The following is a 23,131-nucleotide window of genomic DNA, read 5'->3' on the forward strand; positions in this document are numbered from 1 at the left end:
GGTTGCCCCGGGCGTCGTACGAGCGCCGCCCGGCCCCCGTAAGGCCGATTCCTCCGGCGCCCCCGTACGATGCAAGGGTGACCAGCACGCAGCGCCTCGCCTTCCTCAAGGGCCACGGCACCGAGAACGACTTTGTGATCGTCCCCGACCCGGACGGCCGCCTCGATCTGCCCGCGACCGCCGTCGCCAGGATCTGCGACCGGCGGGCCGGACTCGGCGGCGACGGCCTGCTGCGCGTCGTACGCTCCGCCGCGCACCCGGAGGCGCTGGCCCAGGCCGACGAGGCCGAGTGGTTCATGGACTACCGCAACGGCGACGGCTCGATCGCCGAGATGTGCGGCAACGGCGTCCGCGTCTTCGCGCGCTATCTGCTGCACGCCGGCCTGGTCGAGGCCGGTGACCTCACCATCGCCACCCGCGCCGGCGTACGCCGCGTCCACGTCGCCAAGACCGGCGACGTCACGGTCTCGATGGGCCGCGCCGAGCTCTTCGAGGAGAGTGTCGTCGTCACGATCGGCGGCCGGAGCTGGCCGTCCCGGAACGTGAACATGGGCAATCCGCACGCCGTCGCCTTCGTCGACGATCTGGCCCACGCCGGCGACCTGCTGGCCGTACCGCCGTTCGGCCCAGCGTCGGTTTATCCCGAGGGCGTGAACATCGAGTTCGTCGCCGACCGCGGTCCGCGCCATGTGGCGATGCGGGTCCACGAGCGCGGCTCGGGCGAGACCCGCTCCTGCGGCACCGGCGCCTGTGCGGTCGCCGTCGCCACCGCCCGCAGGGACGGACTGGACCCCACGGCGACCGGAACGCCGGTCACGTACACGGTCGACGTGCTCGGCGGCAGCCTCTCGATCACCGAGCTGCCCGACGGCACGGTCGAGATGACCGGCCCGGCCGAGATCGTCGCCGAGGGCACCTTCGACCCCGCCTGGCTGGCCGCCGCGCTCGCCTGACGCGCCTGCGGCGTCCCGGGCTCCGAGCCTCCCGCGAGCAACGATTCCGGCCGAAACATTCGCTCGAACGGGTGATCCGTATCACTCTGAGCGAGAGGCGGACAGCGCTGCGTGATGGGGTCGATAGCATCAAGCACCGGCCCGGACGTCCGAACTGACGCGTCCCACCGCCGGTCGACGCTGCCGGAGGTGCCCATGAGCGCAGAGGCCACTAACCCTGGTAACCCTGGAGCAGCGGGCCGCAAGCGCGGCCGCCGCCGACTGGAGCTCAGAGGGCTGCGCCGTATCGGCCGTGCCGCGCTGCTCGGCCCCGCCCCGCGCGACGGCCTCCCGCACGCCATGGAGCATGTCGCCAAGGTGCACCGCGGCCACCACCCGGACGCCGATCTGGACACCCTCACCAGGGCCTATCTGCTCGCCGAGTCCTCGCACCGCGGCCAACTGCGCAAGAGCGGCGAGCCGTACATCACCCACCCGCTTGCGGTGACCCTCATCCTCGCCGAACTGGGCGCGGAAACCACGACCTTGACCGCCTCCCTGCTCCACGACACCGTCGAGGACACGGAAGTGACGCTGGATCAGGTTCGGGAACGGTTCGGCGCGGAGGTCTGCTATCTGGTCGACGGCGTCACCAAGCTGGAGAAGGTCGACTACGGCGCGGCCGCCGAGCCGGAGACCTTCCGCAAGATGCTGGTGGCGACCGGCAACGACGTCCGGGTGATGTCCATCAAGCTCGCCGACCGGCTGCACAACATGCGCACCCTCGGCGTGATGCGCCCCGAGAAGCAGGCCCGGATCGCCAAGGTGACCCGCGATGTGCTGATCCCGCTCGCCGAACGCCTCGGCGTCCAGGCGCTCAAGGCCGAGCTGGAGGATCTCGTCTTCGCGATCCTGCACCCCGAGGAGTACGCCACCACCCGGGCCCTGGTCATGGAGTACGCCACCCGGACCGACCCGCTCACCGCCCTCGCGCAGCGGGTGCGCGCGGTCCTGGACGAGGCCGGTATCGACGCCGAAGTCCTGGTCCGGCCACGGCACTTCGTCTCCGTCCACCGCGTACGCCTCGCCCGCCGTGAGCTGACCGGCGCGGACCTCGGGCGGCTGCTGGTGCTGGTCGCGGAGGACGCCGACTGCTACGCCGTCCTCGGTGAGCTGCACACCTGCTTCACGCCGGTCATCTCCGAGTTCAAGGACTTCATCGCGGCCCCCAAGTTCAACCTCTACCAGTCGCTGCACACGGCGATCACCGGCCCGTCCGGGGAGATCGCCGAGACGCTGATCCGTACGCACCAGATGCACCGGGTCGCCGAGGCCGGGGTGATCGCGCTGGGCAATCCGTACGCCCCCACGGACGGCGCGGACGCCCCCGAGGGCGAGCGGGCCGACCCGACCCGTCCTGGATGGCTCTCCCGGCTGCTGGAGTGGCAGCGCACCACCCCGGACCCGGACACGTTCTGGACCTCGCTGCGCGACGACCTCGCCCAGGACCGGGAGATCACCGTCTTCTGCGCCGACGCCCCGTCGGACGGCTCGTCGGCCGGCACCGGCGGTGCCATCGGTCTGCCCGCCGGGGCGAGTTGTGTGGACGCCGCCTACGAGCGGCACGGCGAGGTGGCGCACTGTTGCATCGGCGCCCGCGTCAACGGACGGCTCGCCACGCTCTCCACCGTCCTGCACGACGGAGACAGCCTGCAGCTGCTGATGGCCCCGGACTCCGCGGCCGGCCCCTCGCCCGAATGGCTCGACCACGCCCGTACGCCCGCCGCCCGGCTCGCCATCGCCCGGTGGCTGGCCGGGCCGGGGGAGCACGGCGCCCGCCCGGCGACTGCCGGTGAGGGGACCGCCGTGGTGCCCCCCGCCGACCGCCAGGCCGCAGGCCACGACCGGTCCGGAGCCGACCCGGTCGCCCCCGCCTCGGTCCTCGCGGTGGTGGATCTGCCCGGCGCGGCGGTCCGGCTGGCGGGCTGCTGCACCCCGGTGCCGCCGGACACCGTCACCGGATTCGTCGTACGGGGCGGCACGGTCACCGTCCACCGCGCCCTGTGCCCCGTCGTGGCGCGGATGGCGGCCACCGGCCGGCAGCCGGTCGAAGTGCGCTGGCGGGGCGCCGGCCAGGGGGGCCACGGCTGCAGGGTCACCCTCCTGGCCGAGGCCTTCAGCCGGCCGCACCTCCTGGCCGACCTCACCGAAGCCATCGCCTCCCAGGGCGCCGCAGTGGTGTCCGCCGCCGTCGAGCCCCCGCACGAGCAGCGGGTCCGCCACACCTACACCCTGCATCTGCCGAACGCCGCCGGGCTGCCATCCCTCATGCGGGCCATGCGCCAAGTGCCCGGTGTCTTCGACGTGTTGCGTGCCGGGCGGGCCCGCCGGGCCGCGGCGCTGCGCCCCTGAACGGGGCCGGGGCCCGCCGGGTGACGGCCCGTCGGAAACCCCTCCGTCCGGCGGCGTAAGACGGACGCACGATCCGCCGCCCGTTCGGGTGCCGTTTGCCCCGTTACCCGCGGGGGAGGGGGCCGCGTTGGTAGCCGTAGTTCATGTTCCTTCCCCTGCGCCGCCCGTCCCGCGACCCCGATCGCCCCGTTCCCGCCCTGCCTCGCGGCCCGAGCGGGCGGCTCCGGTGGACCGGCCGCCGGGCCGCCGCCCTCGGGCTGGCCGCACTCGCCACCGTCGGCATGGCCGAGCCGCCGGCCCTGGGGCCGCAAGGCCTCGGCGACCGCCTCTTCCCCATGCTCGGCAACACCGGCTACGACGTCACGTCCTACGACGTCTCCCTGGATTACTCCGGCCACAACGACCAGCCGCTGGACGCCACCACCGAGATCACCGCCCGTGCCACCACCGAGCTCGACCATGTCAACCTCGACTTCGCCCACGGCGCCGTGCGCTCCGTGAAGGTCGGCGGCCTGCCCGCCCAGCACCAGCAGCACGGCGAGGACCTGGTGCTCACCCCGGCCTTCCACATCTCCCGGGGCCAGGAGGTGAAGATCTCCATCGAGCACACCAGCGACCCCCGCGGCAAGGGCGACGGCGGCTGGCTCCGCACCTCCGACGGCCTGGCGATGGCCAACCAGGCCGACGCCGCGCACCGCGTCTTCCCCTGCAACGACCACCCCTCCGACAAGGCGCTCTTCACCTTCCACATCACCGCGCCCCAGGAGCTGACGGCCGTCGCCAACGGGCTGCCCCTGAGCCCCGGCGCCCGCGCGGGGCGCCGCACCTGGACCTATCGCACCACCCACCCCATGGCCACCGAGCTGGCGCAGGTCTCCATCGGGAAGTCCAGCGTGCTGCTGCGCCACGGACCGCACGGCCTGCCTGTCCGCGATGTCGTACCCACAGCGGACCGCCCCGCCCTCGCGCACTGGCTGGCGAAGACCCCGGCCCACATGGCCTGGATGGAGCGCAAGGTCGGCCCCTACCCCTTCGAGGCGTACGGGGTGCTGATCGCCAACGCCAGGACCGGCTTCGAGCTGGAGACCCAGACCCTGTCGCTCTTCGAGAAGGGCATGTTCACCACCGACCAGCTGCCCGGCTGGTACGTGGAGTCGGTGATGGTGCACGAACTGGCCCACCAGTGGTTCGGCGACAGCGTCAGCCCGCGCCGCTGGTCCGATGTCTGGCTCAACGAGGCCCATGCCACCTGGTACGAGTCCCTCTACGCCCAGGAGAAGGGCGGCAGCCGGGCCTCTCTGGACGCCCGGATGCGTCATGCGTACGAGGAGTCCGACGGCTGGCGCGCCGACGGCGGACCGCCCGCCGCGCCCAAGGCACCCAGCCCGGGACAGAAGATCGGGATCTTCCGCCCCATCGTCTACGACGGCAGCGCGCTCGTCCTGTACGCGCTGCGGCAGAAGATCGGGGTCGCCGCCTTCGACCGCCTGGAACGCGACTGGGTGGAACGGCACCGCGACGGCGTGGCGGACACCGCCGACTTCGTCCAGCTGTCCTCCCAGGTCGCCGGGCAGGATCTCACCGGCTTCTTCCAGGAATGGCTCTACGGCGACCGGACACCGCCGATGCCGGGGCATCCGGAGTGGCTGCCCAAGGGGGCCGCGGGAAAGCCGGGGCGGCCCAAGGGCGCCGTGGCGAGCCCCGGGCCGAAGGGGGCTGCCGCGAGCCCTGGGCCCAAGGGCGTCGCCGCGAGCCCCGCGCCCAAGGCAGCGGCCGAGAACCCCGCGCCCAAGGGAGCCGCCGAAAACCCCGGAAAACCCGTGTGACGGCCTTCCCGGGGCGTGGGACCATCGTCGGGACGGCGCCGGTCGGCCCGGGAATCTCCGGGGCGGCTCGGACGTTGTCACCTGCGACGGCCGTGGCGGTACCGCGGCGGTCGCCGCACCACCGACAGTCCCGGCGGGAACACCCGGTTCCCGCGAGGGCTTCCCAACGACGCAAAGGATCAAATGACCTCCTCTTCTTCCCTTCCGCAGGACCGGCAGCGCCTCCCCGAGAGCCTTCGGGCCAACGCCCTGATGGAAGAGGACGTCGCCTGGAGCCACGAGATCGACGGGGAGCGTGACGGCGACCAGTACGACCGTTCGGCGCGTGCGGCACTACGCCGTGTAGCGGGCCTTTCCACCGAGCTCGAGGACGTCACCGAGGTCGAGTACCGACAGCTCCGCCTGGAGCGCGTGGTGCTCGTCGGTGTCTGGACCTCGGGCACGGTCCAGGAGGCGGAGAACTCGCTTGCCGAGCTCTCCGCACTCGCCGAGACCGCCGGCGCCATGGTCCTGGACGGCGTCATCCAGCGCCGCGACAAGCCCGACCCGGCCACGTACATCGGCTCCGGCAAGGCGCTGGAGCTGCGCGACATCGTGCTGGAATCCGGGGCGGACACCGTGGTGTGTGACGGTGAGCTCTCCCCGGGCCAGCTGATCCACCTCGAGGACGTCGTCAAGGTCAAGGTGGTCGACCGGACCGCTCTGATCCTCGACATCTTCGCCCAGCACGCCAAGTCCCGGGAGGGCAAGGCGCAGGTCTCGCTGGCACAGATGCAGTACATGCTCCCCAGGCTCCGTGGCTGGGGTCAGTCGCTGTCCCGGCAGATGGGTGGCGGTGGCTCCGGTTCGGCGGGCGGCGGTATGGCCACCCGTGGTCCCGGTGAGACCAAGATCGAGACGGACCGGCGGCGGATCCGCGAGAAGATGGCGAAGATGCGCCGGGAGATCGCGGAGATGAAGACCGGCCGGGACATCAAGCGCCAGGAACGCCGGCGCAACAAGGTCCCCTCGGTCGCCATCGCCGGCTACACCAACGCCGGCAAGTCCTCCCTGCTCAACCGCCTCACCGGCGCCGGTGTACTGGTGGAGAACTCCCTGTTCGCCACCCTGGACCCCACCGTCCGGCGGGCCGAGACGCCCAGCGGACGGCTCTACACCCTCGCCGACACCGTCGGCTTCGTCCGGCATCTGCCGCACCACCTCGTCGAGGCGTTCCGTTCCACGATGGAGGAGGTCGGCGAGTCCGATCTCATCCTGCATGTGGTCGACGGCTCGCATCCGGTGCCGGAGGAGCAGCTGGCCGCCGTACGCGAGGTGATCCGCGAGGTGGGCGCGACGGACGTGCCCGAGATCGTGGTCGTCAACAAGGCCGACGCGGCCGATCCGCTGGTGCTGCAGCGCCTGCTGCGCCAGGAGAAGCACGCCCTCGTGGTCTCGGCCCGTACGGGCCAGGGCCTGGACGAGCTGCTGACCCTGCTCGACGAGGAACTCCCCCGGCCGCGGGTCGAGATCGAGGTGCTGGTGCCCTACACCCAGGGCGCCCTCGTCTCGCGGGCACACGCCGAGGGCGAGGTCATCTCCGAGGAGCACACCGCGGACGGCACGGTCCTCAAGGCGCGGGTGCACGAGGAGCTGGCCGCCGAGCTCCAGCGCTTCGTCGCTGCGGCATAGCGGCCGGGCAGCGCAGACGACAAAGGGCCCGCCCCCGGAGACCGGGGGCGGGCCCTTTCGTCATGCCCATGGGCGATGCGGGGGTGGCGCCGTCCCCGGCACCACCCGCCTCACACCCTTACTGCTTGCTCGCCCACTTCTTGCTCATGGTGTCGAACATGCTCTTGGCCTCGGGGCCCAGGTGGGGACCGGCGGACCAGCGGGCCGGACGCGGCCCCATCGACATGTTGGAGACCAGCACCGGCTTGCCGTCATTGCCCTTGATGAACCAGGGGCCGCCGGAGGAACCACCGGTCATGGTGCAGCCGATCCGGTACATGGTCGGCTTCTTGGCGTCCATCGACAGTCGGGTCGGCTTGTCGGTGCACTGCTGCTGCGCCGCACCGTCGAACGGCGGCTCGGCCGGGTAGCCCTGGGCGGTCAGGCTCGGGATCTTGGCCATCGCGGGCGCGTTGAAGTCGACGTCGTAGGCGCCGCCGGCAACCTCTTCCAGCGACTTGCCGCCCGTGCTCTCCTCGGGCTTCACATGCATCAGCGCGAAGTCGTACGGAGCCATCGGCACGCCCGGAACGGCGCCGCCGCCCTTGATCCACTGCTGGGACGTCGCCATGTCGTCCGCCCACCACTTGCCCGACGGGACCCGGTCCTCGTAGGGCTTGCCCTTCAGCTGGCCGGCGGTGCCGCCGGTCTTGTTGAAGTTCGGCACGAACATCATGTTGCGGTACCAGCCGCCGCTCTTGCCGGCGTGCACACAGTGCGCCGCGGTCCACACGAGGTTGGACTTACCGGGGTGCGCCGGGTCCTTGACGACGGTGGCGGAGCAACGCGACCCGCCCTCGGGGGTGCTGAAGAGCAGCAGGCCCACGCCGGGTGCGGTCGAGGTGTACGGGGTCTTGACGGCCTGCGCCGGAACGGCTGCGGGCTCAGGGTCGGTCTTGCCCTGGTCCTCCGAGATGTCCTCGGGCTTGCTGGGGTCCTGGGGCGGCTTGACCTTGTCGATCTTGTCCTTGTCCCAGAAGTCCTTGATGATCGGGTTGATGAACTCCCCGGCCTCCCGGAGCCACTTGTCCCGGTCCCAGTTCTTCCACTCGCCGTTCTTCCACTTGTCCAGGTCGACGCCGTGTTCCTTGAGCTTGTCCTGGATGTCCTGCGGGATCTTGAAGTCACCCCCGCCCGTGGAGTCCTGAGCCGCGGACTGGCTGGGCTTGGCGTCCGCGTTGTCGCCCTCGGGTCCGCAGCCGGTCGCCGTGAGTGCCACGACAGCGGTGAGGGCGGCGGCGGCCAGGACTGGCCGACGTATGGATCGCATGGGTGAGCTCCCCCTGGTGAATCGGACTGAGCCGGTGTGGCTTGTTCGGTGTTGCGCCGGTCTGTTCTTTGTCATGAACCTCAAGACCCCGGCGCAACACCCCACTATGCCGGTGACGATGGGGACGGCGGTACTCGGGTCCCCGGTTCCACGCCATCAAGGATCTTGCGGACAACCGTGATCCCGGGTCGCCGTCGTCGTTGGTACGTACGGGGGACGGCCGGGCTGCCCCCAGCCCGCGCGGCATTCAGCAGCTCACCAGCAGGAGGACACAACTGCCGTGGTGTTGACCGAAATCGTGCCGGCGGCCGCGCCGCCGGCCCATGAGGGGATCCTGCGGCGGCAGTCCCTGCGTGAGTCCGCCGCCCGCACCTACGCGCGCTCGCTGCCCATCGTCCCGGTGCGCGCCCGCGGGCTGACCATCGAGGGCGCCGACGGCAGGCGCTATCTCGACTGCCTCTCCGGCGCCGGCACCCTGGCGCTGGGCCACAACCACCCGGTGGTGCTCGAAGCGATCCGGACGGTTCTCGACTCCGGCGCACCGCTGCAGGTCCTCGACCTGGCCACCCCCGTCAAGGACGCCTTCACCACCGAGCTCTTCGCCACCCTGCCGGGGGAGTTGGCGGAAAAGGGACGCATCCAGTTCTGCGGCCCGGCCGGCACGGACGCCGTCGAGGCCGCCTTCAAACTCGTCCGCACCGCGACCGGCCGGGACGGCCTGATGGCCTTCTCCGGCGCTTACCACGGCATGACCTCGGAGGCGCTCGCCGCCTCCGGGGGAGCCCAGCACACCAGCGTGGTCCGGCTCCCCTATCCGTACGACTACCGCTGCCCCTTCCGGACCGGCGGCGAGCGCGGTGCCGAACTCGCCGCGCGCTGGACACAGAGCCTGCTCGACGACGACAAGAGCGGGGTACCCCAGCCGGCCGGGATGATCCTCGAACCCGTCCAGGGCGAGGGCGGGGTGATCCCCGCGCCGGACGGCTGGCTGCGGCGGATGCGGGAGCTCACCGCCGCCCGGCAGATCCCGCTGATCGTGGACGAGGTGCAGACCGGCGTCGGCCGCACCGGCGCCTTCTGGGCGGTCGACCACAGCGGCATCGTGCCCGATGTGATCGTGCTGTCGAAGGCGATCGGCGGAAGTCTGCCGCTCGCCGTGATCGTCTACCGCGAGGAACTCGACGCCTGGCAGCCCGGCGCGCACGCGGGGACCTTCCGCGGCAACCAGCTCGCGATGGCCGCCGGCGCCGCCACCCTCGCCTACGTCCGCACGAACGGCCTCGACCGGCGTGCCGGGGAGCTCGGCAACCGGATGCTCGACCGGCTCACCTCGCTCGCCGCCGCCCATGACTGCATCGGCGATGTCCGCGGCCGCGGGCTGATGCTCGGCATCGAGCTCGTCGACCGCGCCGCCGATGCCGACGCCACGGGCGCCCGCCCCGCCGACCCGCAGCTCGCCGCCGCCGTCCAGCACGCCTGCCTGGACCGCGGCCTGATCGTCGAACTGGGCGGCAGGCACTCCGCCGTCGTCCGGCTGCTGCCACCCCTGACCATCACCGACGAACAGGCGGACGCCATTCTCGACCGCCTCGCCGACGCCATCGCGGCGGCGGTCCGCACCACCCCCGGGCCGACGGGCTCGTCCCCCACGACAATGCGAGGCACCTCCCCATGAACGAATGCCCCGGCCCCGACGGTGGCCAGGCCGCCGAGCGCATCCCCGCCCACCAGGGCGCGGGCACGATCGAGGCGGTACCACGCCAGCAGCGGCGCGCCGCCGACGACGCCTGCCACCAGCAGACCCACGAGGCTCCGGACCGGGCCGCCCCCCACGGCGCCCCCGCCCCCCACGGCGCCCCCGCCCCCCACGGCGCCCCCGCTCCCCACGGTGCCCCCGGCCCCTACGACCACGCCCGGTCCGGTGACCACGACCCCCTCGACCACCCGGATCCGGCGGTCGCCGCCGACGCCGCGGGCATCGAGCATCTGCTGCGCTGCTGGCTCCGGGAGAGCGGCACCCACCGCCCGGCCGAAGGCGGGCTGCGCATCCCCCTGACGGCGGCGGCGTGTGCCCTGCACGTCCCCGTCCGCTACTGGTCACCCACGGGCTGGCACCGTCTGGGCGCCCCCACCGTCGAAGGCGCCCCGGCCGGCGCCGCCCCGCTGGACGCCGTCACCCTCGCCGCGCTGCTGCGCCGGGAGGCCGCCTACGGCGACCGCCGGGCTTCCGACGGCGGCGAGCACCGGGTGGCGGACGGCGACGAGCGACCGGACCCGGACGACGCGCGGCAGCAGGCACCGGACGGCGACGGTGCCGAACTCATCGGCCGGGTCGCCAACTCCGTACGCAATGTCGCCACCTTCCTCACCGACCGACGGGCCCGGCCCGCCGACGACCACGGCGCCCTCTTCCTCGAAGCCGAACAGTCCCTCCTCCTCGGCCACCCGCTGCACCCCACACCCAAGAGCCGCGAAGGCCTCTCCGATGCCGAGACCCGGGCGTATTCGCCCGAACTCCGCGGCGCCTTCCCGCTCCACTGGACGGCCGTGCACCGCTCCGTCCTGGCCGCCGACTCCGCCTGGACCGAACGCGGCAAGTCCGTACCGGCCGAGCAACTCGCCAGGGGCCTCGCCGGGGACGGTCTCCGACTCCCCGACGACACCGTGCCGTTGCCGCTGCACCCCTGGCAGGCCAGGGAGCTCGCCGACCGCCCCGACATCGCCGCCCTCCGCGCGGCCGGTCTGCTGCACGACCTCGGCGCCCACGGCCCGCTCTGGTACCCCACATCCTCCGTCCGCACGGTCTACCGCCCCGGCGCGGACGCCATGCTCAAGCTCTCCCTCGGGCTGCGGATCACCAACTCCCGCCGGGAGAACCTCCGTAAGGAACTCGCCCGCGGCGTCGAGGTGCACCGACTGCTGCGCACCGGCCTCGCCGAGCAGTGGCAGACCGTGCACCCCGGTTTCGACATCGTCCGCGACCCGGCCTATCTCGCCGTCGACGGCCCCGACGGCGAACCCGTCCAGGGCCTCGATGTCGTCATCCGCCACAACCCCTTCAGCACCACCGACGACGCCGTGTGCATCGCCGGCCTCACCTCCCCCCGGCCCTGGCCCGGCCGCTCGGGCGTGCGCTCCCGGCTCGAAGATCTCGTCCATACGCTCAGCGCCCGCACCGGCCGCCCCCTGGGGGCGGTGGCCACCGAGTGGTTCCTGCGCTACCTGGAAGTCGTCGTACGGCCCGTGCTGTGGCTCGACGGCACGGCCGGCATCGTGCTGGAGGCCCACCAGCAGAACACCGTGGTGCTGCTGGATCCCCACGGCTGGCCGGTCGGCGGCCGCTACCGCGACAACCAGGGCTACTACTTCCGCGCCTCCCGCCGGGCCGAGCTGGAGCGGCGGCTGCCCGGTGTCGGCGTGGCCAGCGACAGCTTCGTCGCCGACGACGTCACCGACGAACGCTTCGCCTACTACCTCGGCATCAACAACGTCCTCGGCCTCATCGGGGCCTTCGGGGCCCAGCGCCTGGTCCGTGAGGAGATCCTGCTCGCCGCCTTCCGGCGGTTCCTCGCCGATGCCGCGGCGGCCCCCGGCGCACACCGTTCGCCGCTCCCGGAACAGTTGCTCGCCGCCCGCACACTGCGCTGCAAGGCCAACCTGGCGACCCGGCTGCACGGCCTGGACGAACTCGTCGGCCCGGTCGAAACCCAGTCCGTCTACGTCACTCTGCCCAACCCCCTCGCCCCGTAGCCGCCCACCGCAACTCCGACAGCAGCCTTCTGCCCCCGCCCCGGCGCCCCGCGACCCACCAGGCCACGCGGCACGCGGCCACGAGAGGAGAGTGTCGCCGTGCCACCCACCGAGTCCGACCTCGGCTCCAGCTCCGATGACACCCTCGACCTGCAGCTCCCGCCCGAATTCAGCGCGCTGTTCGCCGAGGGGTACCGGCAGCGGGCGTCGCCGGACGTCCCGGCCGCCGGCCCGCTGCTCGACAACCTGGCGGGCTGGGGGGCGGCCGGCACCCCCGCCGGGCCGTTCGAGCTGGTCCCCGTCCGGTTGGGCCGCGACCTCGACCGGATCACCGGCTGGATGAACGATCCGGCCGTGGCGGCCTTCTGGGAGCTGGCGGGCCCGCCGGAGACCACCGCGGCCCATCTGCGCGGCCAGCTCGACGGCGACGGCCGCAGTGTGCCCTGCCTGGGGGTGCTGGCCGGTGTCCCGATGAGCTACTGGGAGATCTACCGCGCCGATCTGGACCCCCTCGCCCGCTACTATCCGGCCCGGCCGCAGGACACCGGTGTCCATCTGCTCATCGGTGGTGTCGGCGACCGGGGACGCGGGCTGGGCGGCATGCTGCTGCGCGCCACCGCCGATCTCGTACTCGACCACCGGCCGCAGTGCGCACGGGTCCTCGCCGAGCCCGACCTGCGCAACACCGCCTCCGTCGCGGCCTTCCTGAGCGCCGGATTCCGCTACGGCGACGAGATCGAACTGCCCGGCAAACGCGCGGCGTTGATGGTCCGCGACCGCGCCCACCGCCACCTGCTCTGACCCCGGGACCGTCCCTCGACGGTCCCGCTCCGGTCCGCCGTCCACCCCCGCTGCCCCGGTTGTCCCCCGTACGTGCCGGGGCGGTCCCGCTTCGAGGAGCCCGCCTTGTCGCCTGAGCCCCAGCCTTCGCACAGCGCCTGGCAGCACGCCGCGCGCCGACTGTTCGCCAAGACCCTGGCGGAGTTCGCGTACGAGGAAGTCCTCACCCCCGAGCCCGACGGCACCGCACCCGACGGCACCCCCCACTACCGCCTGCCGGTCACCGACGACCTGGTCTACCGCTTCCGCGCCCACCGCGGTGCCTACGGCCACTGGCGCGTCGACCCCGATTCGATCACCCCCGACGCCGATCTCTTCCGCTTCCTCACCCACGCCCACGACACCGTGCTGGGCCTGTCCGGCGACACCACCGGCCATCTCGTCCGCGAGCTGACCGCCACCCTCGCCGCCGACACCCGGCTCGACGCCACCGCCGTCAGCGCCGCCGACCTCGCGGATCTGGACTACGCCACCCTCGAAGGCCACCAGACCGGCCACCCCTGGCTCGTCGCGAACAAGGGCCGGCTCGGCTTCTCCGCCCACGACGCGGCGACCTGGGCCCCGGAGGCCCGCACCGCCCAGCGCCTGCCCTGGCTCGCCGCGCACCACAGCATCGCCCACTACCGCGGTATCCCCACCCTGGCCACCCCCGACCGTCTCTACGGCGAGGAGCTGGCCCCCGCCACCCGTCACGCCTTCGCCCGCACCATCGCCGACGAGGGCCACGACCCCGCCGACTACCTCTACCTCCCCGTCCACCCCTGGCAATGGGACGAGACCATCGCCCCGCTCTTCGCCCCGCAGCTCGCCGACAGATCCATCATCGCGCTGCCCACTGACAACGACCTCCGCCTGCCGCAGCAGTCGATCCGTACCTTCCTCAACATCAGCCGCCCACGGGCCCGTACGGTCAAGCTGCCGCTGTCCATCCTCAACACCCTCGTCTGGCGCGGGCTGCCCACCGAGCGCACCCTCGCCGCGCCCGCCGTCACCCGCTGGGTCCACGGTCTGCGCGACGCCGACCCCTATCTGCGCGACGAGACCCGGGTGATCCTGCTCGGCGAGACCGCCTCCGTCACCGTCGAGCACCCCCTCTACGACCGGCTGCCCGGCGTCCCGTACCAGTTCAAGGAGCTGCTCGGCTGTATCTGGCGCGAGCCGGTCAGCGGCCATCTGGACCCCGGCGAACGCGCCCGCACCCTGGCCGCTCTGCTGCAGACCGATCCCCAGGGGCGCGCCCTGACCGCGGAGCTGGTGCGCCGCTCGGGACTGGCCCCGCGCGACTGGCTGGCACGGCTGTTCGGCGCCCTGCTGCCGCCGCTGCTGCACTTCCTCTACCGGTACGGCACGGTCTTCTCCCCGCACGGCGAGAACGCCATCGTCGTCTTCGACGAGCACGACGTCCCCACCCGCCTCGCGGTCAAGGACTTCGTCGACGACGTCAACACCAGCTCCCGGCCGCTCCCGGAACACGACTCCATGCCGGACGACGTACGGGCGGTGCTGCTGACCGAACCGCCCGCCTTCCTCACCCAGTTCATCCACTCCGGGCTGTTCGTCGGCGTCTTCCGCTACCTGGCGCCGCTGTGTGCGGACCAACTGGACGTCCCCGAGGCCGAGTTCTGGTCACTCGTACGGGCGGAGATCCTGCGCCACCACGAGCGCTTCCCCGCCCTCAAGGAGCGGTACGAGACCTTCGACCTGCTCACTCCGCGGATCGAGCGGCTGTGCCTGAACCGCAACCGTCTGCATGTGGACGGTTACCGGGACCGCCGCGACCGCCCGCACGCGGCCGTGCACGGCACCGTTCCCAATCCGCTCCACCACCCGTGACCGGGCCGGCTGTCAGTGGTCCCGCGTAGGCTTGCAGCGCTATGACGAAGCCCTCCCTCCCCGATCTGCTCCACGCCGCCGTCACCGCCGTCGGCGGCACCGAGCGCCCCGGCCAGGTGGCGATGGCTGAGGCCGTTGCCGAGGCCGTGGACGAACAGGCCCATCTGCTGGTGCAGGCCGGCACCGGCACCGGAAAATCCCTCGGCTATCTGGTACCGGCGCTCGCGCACGGCGAGCGCGTGGTGGTCGCCACGGCCACGCTGGCGCTGCAGCGCCAGCTCGTCGAGCGCGATCTGCCGCGTACGGTCGAGGCGCTGCATCCGCTGCTGCGCCGTCGCCCCGAATTCGCCATGCTCAAGGGCCGCTCCAATTACGTGTGCCTGCACCGCCTCCATGAGGGCGTCCCCCAGGAAGAGGAGGACGGGCTCTTCGACGTGTTCGAGCAGGCGACGCCGACCAGCAAACTCGGCAAGGACCTGCTGCGGCTGCGCGACTGGGCGGACGAGACCGAGACCGGCGACCGTGACGCGCTGACCCCCGGAGTCTCCGACCGGGCCTGGGGCCAGGTCTCGGTCTCCTCCCGGGAGTGTCTGGGCGCCTCGAAGTGTGCCTACGGGGCGGAGTGCTTCGCCGAGGCCGCCCGGGAGCGCGCCAAGCTCGCCGATGTCGTCGTCACCAACCACGCGCTGCTCGCCATCGACGCGATCGAGGGCGCACCGGTCCTCCCGCAGCACGAGGTCCTGATCATCGACGAGGCCCATGAGCTGGTCTCCCGGGTCACCGGCGTCGCCACCGGCGAGCTCACCCCCGGCCAGGTCAACCGCGCCGTCCGCCGGGCCGCCAAGCTCGTCAACGAAAAGGCCGCCGACCAGCTGCAGACCGCGTCGGAGACCTTCGAGCGCCTCATGGAGCTGGCCCTGCCCGGCCGCCTCGAAGAGATCCCCGAGGATCTCGGGTACTGCCTGATGGCACTGCGGGATGCGGCCCGTACGGTCATCTCGGCGCTCGGCTCGACCCGCGACAAGTCGGTCCAGGACGAGGACGCCGTCCGCAAGCAGGCCCTCGCCTCGGTGGAGAACGTCCATGCCGTCGCCGAGCGCATCGCGAACGGCTCCGAGTACGACGTGGTCTGGTACGAGCGCCACGACCGCTTCGGCGCGTCCCTCCGGGTGGCTCCGCTGTCCGTCTCGGGCCTGCTGCGCGAGAAGCTCTTCGACGACCGCTCGGTGACCCTCACCTCCGCCACTCTCAAGCTGGGCGGCGACTTCAACGGGGTCGCGGCCTCCCTGGGTCTGGCTCCCGAGGGCACGGAAGGCGAGGACGTCCCGCCCTGGAAGGGCCTGGACGTCGGCTCCCCCTTCGACTACTCGAAGCAGGGCATCCTCTATGTCGCCAAGCACCTCGCTCAGCCGGGCCGCGAGGGCAGCCGCACCGACATGCTCGATGAACTCACCGAGCTGATCGAGGCCGCCGGTGGCCGCACCCTCGGCCTCTTCTCCTCCATGCGCGCCGCCCAGGCCGCCGCCGAGGAGCTGCGCGGCCGGCTGGACCTGCCGATCCTGCTCCAGGGCGAGGAGACGCTCGGCGAGCTGATCCGGGCCTTCGCCTCCGATGCCCGTACGTGCCTGTTCGGCACCCTGTCCCTGTGGCAGGGCGTCGATGTACCCGGTGCGAACTGTCAGCTGGTGGTCATGGACCGGGTGCCGTTCCCGCGCCCGGACGACCCGCTGATGAGCGCCCGGCAGAAGGCGGTGGAGGAGGGCGGCGGCAATGGCTTCATGGCGGTCGCCGCCACCCATGCGGCACTGCTGATGGCCCAGGGCTCCGGCCGTCTGGTCCGCGCCACCGACGACCGCGGCGTGGTCGCCGTCCTCGACCCCCGCGTGGAGCGGGCCCGCTACGGCTCCTTCCTCCGCAAGTCGATGCCCGACTTCTGGTACACCACCGACCGCAACCAGGTCCGCCGCTCCCTCGCCGCCATCGATGCGGCAGCAAAGGCGACGGAATCACCTGAAGCGGCACAGCCGGCGGAGGAGAACCCCAAGTGATCGGAACGGTATGCCCCAGCCCTCCGGCCACCCCGGCCGGCCCGTAATCACCAACTGAGCAACACCGAGCGGACATCGGCCACCTCCGCGGGAGCGGCCGCGGTTCGGCGGCAAGGGCGCGCAAAACCAAGCCCCGGAACCGGCGCAGTGGTTCCGGGGCTCGGTAGTGAGGGGTGCGTCAGATGCGGCGCAGCACCGCCACCACCTTGCCGAGGATGGTCGCCTCATCGCCGGGGATCGGCTGGTACGCAGAGTTGTGCGGCAGCAGCCACACATGGCCGTCCTCGCGCTTGAAGCGCTTGACGGTGGCTTCGCCGTCCAGCATGGCCGCCACGATGTCACCGTTCTCGGCGACCGGCTGGCGGCGGACCGTGACCCAGTCGCCGTCGCAGATCGCGGCTTCGATCATCGAGTCGCCGACGACCTTCAGGACGAACAGCTCTCCGTCGCCGACGAGCTGGCGGGGAAGCGGGAAGACATCCTCGACCGACTCCTCCGCGAGGATCGGGCCACCGGCGGCGATCCGGCCGACCAGCGGGACATAGGAGGCGGCGGGCTTGCCGGCGGTCTCCGTCGCGGCGGCGGTGGTCTGGTCCGAGCCGCGGACCTCGTACGCCCGGGGGCGGTGCGGGTCGCGTCGCAGGAAGCCCTTGCGCTCCAGAGCCATGAGCTGGTGGGCGACGGACGAGGTGCTGGACAGCCCGACGGCCTGGCCGATCTCGCGCATGGACGGCGGGTAGCCGCGCCGCTGCACCGAATCCCTGATCACCTCGATCACCCTGCGCTGGCGGTCGGTGAGTCCGGAACTGTCGGCTCGGATCCCTGGGGGCCGACCCGGCAGCGAGCGGGCCGGCTTCTGCTCTTCGGAGTCCAACGTGGCGTCGTCCATCGGCGGCCGCTGTGCCTGTTGCGGATCGAACCGGCTCTGGGAGTGGCTTTGTGCAGTGATGGTCGCGCTGTCTGCGGTGGTGGTCACGTCGGCCCCTCTCGAAATGTTCTCCCTAGTTAGCCAACGGTAGTTGCTTTCGAAAGGTTGCGCCAAACACACGTTCGAGTGAAATATTCGCCGATTGGGTGCCCGGATCAAGTGGCTGGGTGTATGGCCGAGCGGTAATTCAGGCCTTGAGCGGGCGCCGGAGCCCGCTTTTCCCGGCCGTCAGGTGTGTCGGGCCACGTGCGCACGGGGGCGCGGAGTTCGGCCGCCGTGGCGCTGCTGATTCTGTCATCACCGCCCCTCCGCGGCGCCGGCCGGGTGGCTTCCCGTACTCTCATGGGCGACCGGCCGGCCCGCCGCCGCCGCGACACGCGGTAGGCGGATGTAAGCGGCCCGACACCACATCTAGTGGTTAGATGCGATCGGTTACCCAGAAGTTGTGGTGCCTGGTCCCTCCGGGGCCGGGAATCGCCTATGCTGGTGGCTACTCCGAAGGGCCCGTACGGACCGGTCGGAGGTTGTTGCCGTACGCCGGGTTCGTTGGCGTACGTACGTCCGTATATCGAGGGTGAGGAGGGTGGAGCCATGCACTGCCCCTTCTGTAGGCACCCGGACAGCCGGGTCGTCGACAGCCGCACCACCGATGACGGGACGGCGATCCGCCGGCGCCGCCAGTGCCCCGACTGCTCCCGCCGTTTCACGACCATCGAGACGGCATCGCTGATGGTGATCAAGCGGAGCGGGGTCACCGAGCCCTTCAGCCGCAACAAGGTCATCGCGGGAGTACGCAAGGCGTGCCAGGGGCGCCCGGTCACCGAGGACGCCCTCGCCAAGCTCGGCCAGCGGGTCGAGGAGGCGGTGCGTGCCACGGGCAGCGCCGAGCTGTCCACCCATGACGTCGGGCTCGCCATACTGGGCCCGCTGCAGGAACTCGACCTCGTCGCGTACCTGCGCTTCGCGTCCGTTTACCGGGCCTTCGACTCACTTGAGGACTTCGAGGCGGCCATCGCCGAGCTGCGCGAGCAGCGCGAGCTGGGGCCGCCCGGGCAGGAATGCGGGAGTGACGGGGAGGCCGGCGGTCCGGCAGCTCCCGTGCCCGCCACCGCCGCCGACTGAGTTCGGCGCGCATCCAGGACCTGTATCGGGGCGAGAGCAGGGCGTCCCGGCGCAGAAAGACATACACCGTGCCACGGAATGAGTGCGCACATATGGGCGTTTGCCCGTATACAGGGAGGCGGCATGACAGAGACGACGAGCGGCCCGGCACGAGGCTCCCGCGCCAAGGGCAGCAAGGCGAGCAAGGGTCTGCGTATCGAGCGCATTCACACCACACCCGGCGTGCATCCGTACGACGAGGTGGAGTGGGCGTCTCGTGACGTCGTCATGACCAACTGGCGCGACGGCTCGATCAACTTCGAGCAGCGTGGCGTCGAGTTCCCCGACTTCTGGTCGGTGAACGCGGTCAACATCGTCACGAGCAAGTACTTCCGTGGTGCGGTGGGCTCCCCGACCCGTGAGGCGAGCCTCAAGCAGCTCATCGACCGGGTGGTCAAGACGTACCGCAAGAGCGGCGAGGAGAACGGTTACTTCGCCTCCCCGGCGGACGCCGAGATCTTCGAGCACGAGCTGGCGTACGCGCTGCTCCACCAGGTCTTCAGCTTCAACTCGCCGGTGTGGTTCAACGTCGGCACCCAGCAGCCGCAGCAGGTCAGCGCCTGCTTCATCCTCTCCGTCGACGACTCCATGGAGTCGATCCTCGACTGGTACAAGGAAGAGGGGATGATCTTCAAGGGCGGCTCCGGCGCCGGCCTGAACCTCTCCCGCATCCGCTCCTCCAAGGAGCTGCTCTCCTCCGGCGGCAACGCCTCCGGCCCGGTCTCCTTCATGCGCGGCGCCGACGCCTCCGCAGGAACGATCAAGTCGGGCGGCGCCACCCGCCGCGCGGCGAAGATGGTCGTCCTGGACGTGGACCACCCGGACGTCGAGGCCTTCATCGAGACCAAGGTGAAGGAAGAGGAGAAGGTCCGCGCGCTGCGCGACGCCGGCTTCGACATGGACCTGGGCGGCGACGACATCACGTCCGTCCAGTACCAGAACGCCAACAACTCCGTCCGGGTGAACGGCGAGTTCATGAAGGCCGTCGAGGCCGGCTCGAAGTTCGGGCTGCGCGGCCGGATGACCGGTGAGGTCATCGAGGAGGTCGACGCCAAGGGGCTCTTCCGCAAGATGGCGGAGGCCGCATGGGCGTGCGCCGACCCCGGCATCCAGTACGACGACACCATCAACCACTGGCACACGTCGCCCGAGTCGGGCCGGATCACCGCGTCCAACCCGTGCAGCGAGTACATGCACCTGGACAACTCCTCGTGCAACCTCGCCTCGCTCAACCTCCTGAAGTTCCTGCGCGACGACGACCTGGGCAACCAGTCCTTCGACGCCGAGCGCTTCGCCAAGGTCGTCGAGCTGGTCATCACCGCGATGGACATCTCCATCTGCTTCGCGGACTTCCCCACCGAGAAGATCGGTGAGACCACCCGCGCCTACCGCCAGCTGGGCATCGGCTACGCCAACCTCGGCGCCCTGCTGATGGCCACCGGCCACGCCTACGACTCCGACGGCGGCCGCGCGCTGGCCGGTGCCATCACCTCCCTGATGACGGGCACCTCCTACCGGCGCTCCGCCGAGCTGGCCGCGGTCGTCGGCGCGTACGACGGCTACGCCCGTAACGCGGATGCCCACAAGCGCGTCATGAAGCAGCACTCGGATGCCAACGGCATCGCGGTGCGCATGGACGACCTGGACACTCCGGTGTGGGCGGCGGCCACCGAGGCCTGGCAGGACGTGCTGCGCCTCGGCGAGAAGAACGGCTTCCGCAACGCGCAGGCCTCCGTGCTGGCCCCGACCGGCACCATCGGCCTGATGATGGACTGCGACACCACGGGCGTCGAGCCGGACCTGGCCCTGGTCAAGTTCAAGAAGCTGGTCGGCGGCGGCTCCATGCAGATCGTGAACAACACGGTCCCCAAGGCGCTCAAGCGGCTCGGCTACCAGCCCGAGCAGGTCGAGGCGATCGTCGCCCACATCGCCGACCACGGCAATGTCGTCGACGCCCCCGCCCTCAAGCCGGAGCACTACGAGGTCTTCGACTGCGCCATGGGCGTCCGCTCCATCTCCGCCATGGGCCACGTGCGCATGATGGCCGCGGCGCAGCCCTTCCTGTCCGGTGCGATCTCCAAGACGGTCAACGTCCCGGAGACGGCCACCGTCGAGGAGATCGAAGAGGTCTACTTCGAGGGCTGGAAGCTCGGCCTGAAGGCGCTCGCGATCTACCGCGACAACTGCAAGGTCGGCCAGCCGCTCTCCGCCAAGAAGAAGGAGCCGGAGGCCGTCGAGGCCGAGGCCCCGGTGGAGAAGAAGGTCGTCGAGTACCGCCCGGTGCGCAAGCGCCTCCCCAAGGGCCGTCCCGGCATCACCACTTCCTTCACGGTCGGCGGTGCCGAGGGCTACATGACCGCCAACTCCTACCCGGACGACGGTCTCGGTGAGGTCTTCCTGAAGATGTCCAAGCAGGGCTCGACCCTCGCGGGCATGATGGACGCCTTCTCCATCGCGGTGTCCGTGGGCCTCCAGTACGGAGTGCCGCTGGAGACCTATGTCTCGAAGTTCACCAACATGCGCTTCGAGCCGGCCGGTATGACGGACGACCCGGACGTGCGGATGGCGCAGTCGATCGTCGACTACATCTTCCGCCGCCTGGCGCTGGACTTCCTGCCGTTCGAGACCCGTTCGGCGCTCGGCATCCACTCCGTCGAGGAGCGCACGCGCCACCTGGAGACCGGTTCGTACGAGCCGTCCGAGGACGAGGTCGACGTCGAGGGCCTGGCCCAGTCCGCGCCGCGCCGGACGGAATCGGTGACGGAGTCCACTCCGGCGGTGAAGATCGTCGAGGAGGTCGCCGCACCGGCTCCCCAGCAGGCGCACACCAACGCCGAACTCGTCGAGATGCAGCTGGGCATCAACGCCGACGCGCCGCTGTGCTTCTCCTGCGGGACGAAGATGCAGCGGGCCGGCAGCTGCTACCTGTGCGAGGGCTGCGGGTCGACCAGCGGCTGCAGCTGAGCATGAGCGGGCCCGCGCGGGAGGCTTCCTTCCGCGCGGCCCGTGCCTCGGGCTGATACAGCTCGTGGAAGCGAGGAGGGGACCGGCCGGGCGCCGGTCCCCTCCTCTATTGCCGCCGGTTTCGTACCGGGTTCCGTCAGCGGCCCATCAGCGAGGCAAACGCGTCCGGGTCGGTGTCGAATCCGCGGAGTGCCGCGCGGAACCGCCATTGGCCCGCCTCGTCCCGGGCGAATTCGGCGACCGTTGCGGCGGTGGCCTCCGCGACCTCGGTGAAGTCGTTCTCGGCCAGATCGGTGTAGCCCTCGCGGATCCGTACGGCCGTGTTCTCTATGTCGCCGAAGACCTTGCGGCCCTCGCCCTGCTGGATGGCCACCCCCACGACCACCCGGGCGTAGGTGTCGGACAGCCGGTCCAGTTCCAGGGTCATGATCTCGTCGAAGCCGAACCCCTGGCCGGTCCTGCTGTCCCGGTTGAGGGTGATGGTCCCGTCGGGCGACCGGCTGTCGAAGTGCACCAGATAGGCGGGGTCGCCGTGCGGCGCGTCGGCCGTATAGGTCGCCGCGATGATGTCGAGGTCATTGTCCGGCGTCCCGAGGGGGCTCGGGTCCCACTTGAGCGTTACCTCGGCCTTCTCGATCCCTTTGTTGAACGTGCTCACCGGGCTTCCCTCCCGTCATCTCCCGGGGACGCGGCCTGGCCCACGCGGGCGCGCGGCCCGTCCCCGGGACTTCCCGTTGACTGACCATCGTGCCACGCCCGGCGGTCCCCGGGCGGAGTGAACTGCCTCTGGTCACCTGCGGTTTGCCCCGGTCCGGGTGGCTGGAAAGTGCCCTGCGGGCCATGGGATCGCGGGTCTGCTCAGTGCACCTGCTCGTTCCAGAGCCGGGCGAGCCCGCCGTCCAGGACATCCAGCGCCTCGGCGGGGGAGAGGTGGCCGATCAGGACGTGGGTGGTGAGGCCGTCGGCCAGGGCGAGGAGGGTGCGGGCCGCGCGGTCCGGGTCGGGGGTGTCGGAGGCCTCGGCGATCAGCCGCGCGAACACCGCCCGCAAATGCGCGTAGTTGGTGCGCAGGATTTTGGCCAGGGACGGGCTGACCGCGGCCTGTGCCAAGAAGGCCAGCCAGACCCGGGCCTCGGCCCGATGCTCCTCACTGACCAGCGACACCTCGGTCGCGGCGTGCCCCAGCGCCGTTCGGGCCGACTGCGCGGGCGATGCGGCGAGCCGGGCCGACACCCGCGCGGCGACCCGCTCGCCGATGTGGCCGAGCGCGAAGACCAGCATCTCCTCCTTGGTGCCGAAGCAGCGCTGAACGGCCCCCATGGACACCTCGGCCCGGGCCGCCACGTCGCGGAGCGTGACGCCCTCCAGCCCGCTCTCGTCGGCGAGTTGGCACACGGCTTCGGCGATCTGACGGCGCCGGCTCTCGTGGTCGACCTGCTTGGGCATGCCCCGCACTC

At 71.3% G+C, this 23,131-nt stretch carries 15 protein-coding genes; 11 read left to right on the forward strand and 4 right to left on the reverse strand.

What is annotated here, in order from left to right; genetic code table 11:
• Positions 1-77: 77 nt before the first annotated feature.
• The 4 genes from dapF to hflX all read left to right on the forward strand — a co-directional run bounded on the left by dapF (position 78) and on the right by hflX (position 6,841).
• Positions 78-953, forward strand: coding sequence for a diaminopimelate epimerase (dapF, locus tag ACWGI6_RS21765; RefSeq protein WP_453269050.1), 876 nt, complete (start codon positions 78-80; stop codon positions 951-953).
• 195 nt (positions 954-1,148) lie between these two features.
• A complete protein-coding gene (locus tag ACWGI6_RS21770) occupies positions 1,149-3,344 on the forward strand; it encodes a RelA/SpoT family protein (RefSeq protein ID WP_453269051.1) in 2,196 nt (731 codons plus the stop codon).
• Positions 3,345-3,487: 143 nt separating this feature from the next.
• On the forward strand, positions 3,488-5,170 hold the full coding sequence (locus ACWGI6_RS21775) for a M1 family metallopeptidase (protein ID WP_453269052.1): 1,683 nt from the start codon (positions 3,488-3,490) through the stop codon (positions 5,168-5,170).
• Between the two features lie 183 nt (positions 5,171-5,353).
• Positions 5,354-6,841 carry a GTPase HflX gene (gene hflX / locus ACWGI6_RS21780; RefSeq protein ID WP_393909303.1) on the forward strand — a complete coding sequence of 496 codons (1,488 nt, stop codon included), beginning with the start codon at positions 5,354-5,356 and terminating at the stop codon, positions 6,839-6,841.
• A gap of 118 nt (positions 6,842-6,959) precedes the next feature.
• Here the strand turns inward: hflX and ACWGI6_RS21785 are convergent, their stop codons facing one another.
• On the reverse strand, positions 6,960-8,150 hold the full coding sequence (locus tag ACWGI6_RS21785; protein WP_453269053.1) for a trypsin-like serine peptidase: 1,191 nt from the start codon (positions 8,148-8,150) through the stop codon (positions 6,960-6,962).
• 280 nt (positions 8,151-8,430) lie between these two features.
• Here ACWGI6_RS21785 and ACWGI6_RS21790 point away from each other — a divergent pair, with 280 nt between their 5' ends.
• The 5 genes from ACWGI6_RS21790 (at position 8,431) to ACWGI6_RS21810 (ending at position 16,621) form a co-directional block, all read left to right on the forward strand.
• Entirely contained in the window at positions 8,431-9,825 is a 1,395-nt protein-coding gene (locus tag ACWGI6_RS21790; protein WP_453269054.1) for a diaminobutyrate--2-oxoglutarate transaminase family protein, read from the forward strand.
• The gene (locus ACWGI6_RS21795; RefSeq protein ID WP_453269055.1) at positions 9,822-11,900 is read left to right on the forward strand and encodes an IucA/IucC family protein; all 2,079 of its coding nucleotides are present in this window, start codon (positions 9,822-9,824) and stop codon (positions 11,898-11,900) included. Before ACWGI6_RS21790 ends, ACWGI6_RS21795 begins: the two co-directional genes overlap by 4 nt.
• Before the next feature lie 99 nt (positions 11,901-11,999).
• Positions 12,000-12,701 carry a GNAT family N-acetyltransferase gene (locus tag ACWGI6_RS21800; protein ID WP_453269056.1) on the forward strand — a complete coding sequence of 234 codons (702 nt, stop codon included), beginning with the start codon at positions 12,000-12,002 and terminating at the stop codon, positions 12,699-12,701.
• A 105-nt stretch (positions 12,702-12,806) separates the two neighbouring features.
• Positions 12,807-14,573: an IucA/IucC family protein gene (locus ACWGI6_RS21805; RefSeq protein ID WP_453269057.1), complete on the forward strand. Its 1,767-nt coding sequence runs from the start codon at positions 12,807-12,809 to the stop codon at positions 14,571-14,573.
• 41 nt (positions 14,574-14,614) lie between these two features.
• Positions 14,615-16,621 carry an ATP-dependent DNA helicase gene (locus tag ACWGI6_RS21810; protein WP_453269058.1) on the forward strand — a complete coding sequence of 669 codons (2,007 nt, stop codon included), beginning with the start codon at positions 14,615-14,617 and terminating at the stop codon, positions 16,619-16,621.
• A 178-nt stretch (positions 16,622-16,799) separates the two neighbouring features.
• On the opposite strand, the gene lexA is transcribed toward ACWGI6_RS21810, so the two are convergent.
• Positions 16,800-17,597, reverse strand: a complete 798-nt coding sequence (gene lexA, locus ACWGI6_RS21815) for a transcriptional repressor LexA (RefSeq protein ID WP_453269059.1) — start codon at positions 17,595-17,597, stop codon at positions 16,800-16,802.
• Positions 17,598-18,140: 543 nt separating this feature from the next.
• Here lexA and nrdR point away from each other — a divergent pair.
• A complete protein-coding gene (gene nrdR / locus ACWGI6_RS21820; protein ID WP_453269060.1) occupies positions 18,141-18,671 on the forward strand; it encodes a transcriptional regulator NrdR in 531 nt (176 codons plus the stop codon).
• A 123-nt stretch (positions 18,672-18,794) separates the two neighbouring features.
• A complete protein-coding gene (locus tag ACWGI6_RS21825; RefSeq protein ID WP_453269061.1) occupies positions 18,795-21,674 on the forward strand; it encodes a vitamin B12-dependent ribonucleotide reductase in 2,880 nt (959 codons plus the stop codon).
• A 136-nt stretch (positions 21,675-21,810) separates the two neighbouring features.
• On the opposite strand, the gene ACWGI6_RS21830 is transcribed toward ACWGI6_RS21825, so the two are convergent.
• Positions 21,811-22,332, reverse strand: coding sequence for a TerD family protein (locus ACWGI6_RS21830; RefSeq protein WP_453269062.1), 522 nt, complete (start codon positions 22,330-22,332; stop codon positions 21,811-21,813).
• Positions 22,333-22,532: 200 nt separating this feature from the next.
• Positions 22,533-23,120 carry a TetR/AcrR family transcriptional regulator gene (locus tag ACWGI6_RS21835; protein ID WP_453269063.1) on the reverse strand — a complete coding sequence of 196 codons (588 nt, stop codon included), beginning with the start codon at positions 23,118-23,120 and terminating at the stop codon, positions 22,533-22,535.
• Positions 23,121-23,131: the final 11 nt, after the last annotated feature.

It is taken from the genome of Streptomyces sp. NPDC054786 (genome assembly GCF_053611685.1).

Excerpts from the sequence above, each read along its gene's own strand:
- ACWGI6_RS21770 (WP_453269051.1), top strand. The coding sequence starts at position 1,149 with ATGAGCGCAGAGGCCACTAACCCTGGTAACCCTGGAGCAGCGGGCCGC.
- ACWGI6_RS21775 (WP_453269052.1), top strand. The coding sequence starts at position 3,488 with ATGTTCCTTCCCCTGCGCCGCCCGTCCCGCGACCCCGATCGCCCCGTT.
- hflX (WP_393909303.1), top strand. The coding sequence starts at position 5,354 with ATGACCTCCTCTTCTTCCCTTCCGCAGGACCGGCAGCGCCTCCCCGAG.
- ACWGI6_RS21785 (WP_453269053.1), bottom strand. The coding sequence starts at position 8,150 with ATGCGATCCATACGTCGGCCAGTCCTGGCCGCCGCCGCCCTCACCGCT.
- ACWGI6_RS21795 (WP_453269055.1), top strand. The coding sequence starts at position 9,822 with ATGAACGAATGCCCCGGCCCCGACGGTGGCCAGGCCGCCGAGCGCATC.
- ACWGI6_RS21810 (WP_453269058.1), top strand. The coding sequence starts at position 14,615 with ATGACGAAGCCCTCCCTCCCCGATCTGCTCCACGCCGCCGTCACCGCC.
- nrdR (WP_453269060.1), top strand. The coding sequence starts at position 18,141 with ATGCACTGCCCCTTCTGTAGGCACCCGGACAGCCGGGTCGTCGACAGC.
- ACWGI6_RS21825 (WP_453269061.1), top strand. The coding sequence starts at position 18,795 with ATGACAGAGACGACGAGCGGCCCGGCACGAGGCTCCCGCGCCAAGGGC.
- ACWGI6_RS21835 (WP_453269063.1), bottom strand. The coding sequence starts at position 23,120 with ATGCCCAAGCAGGTCGACCACGAGAGCCGGCGCCGTCAGATCGCCGAA.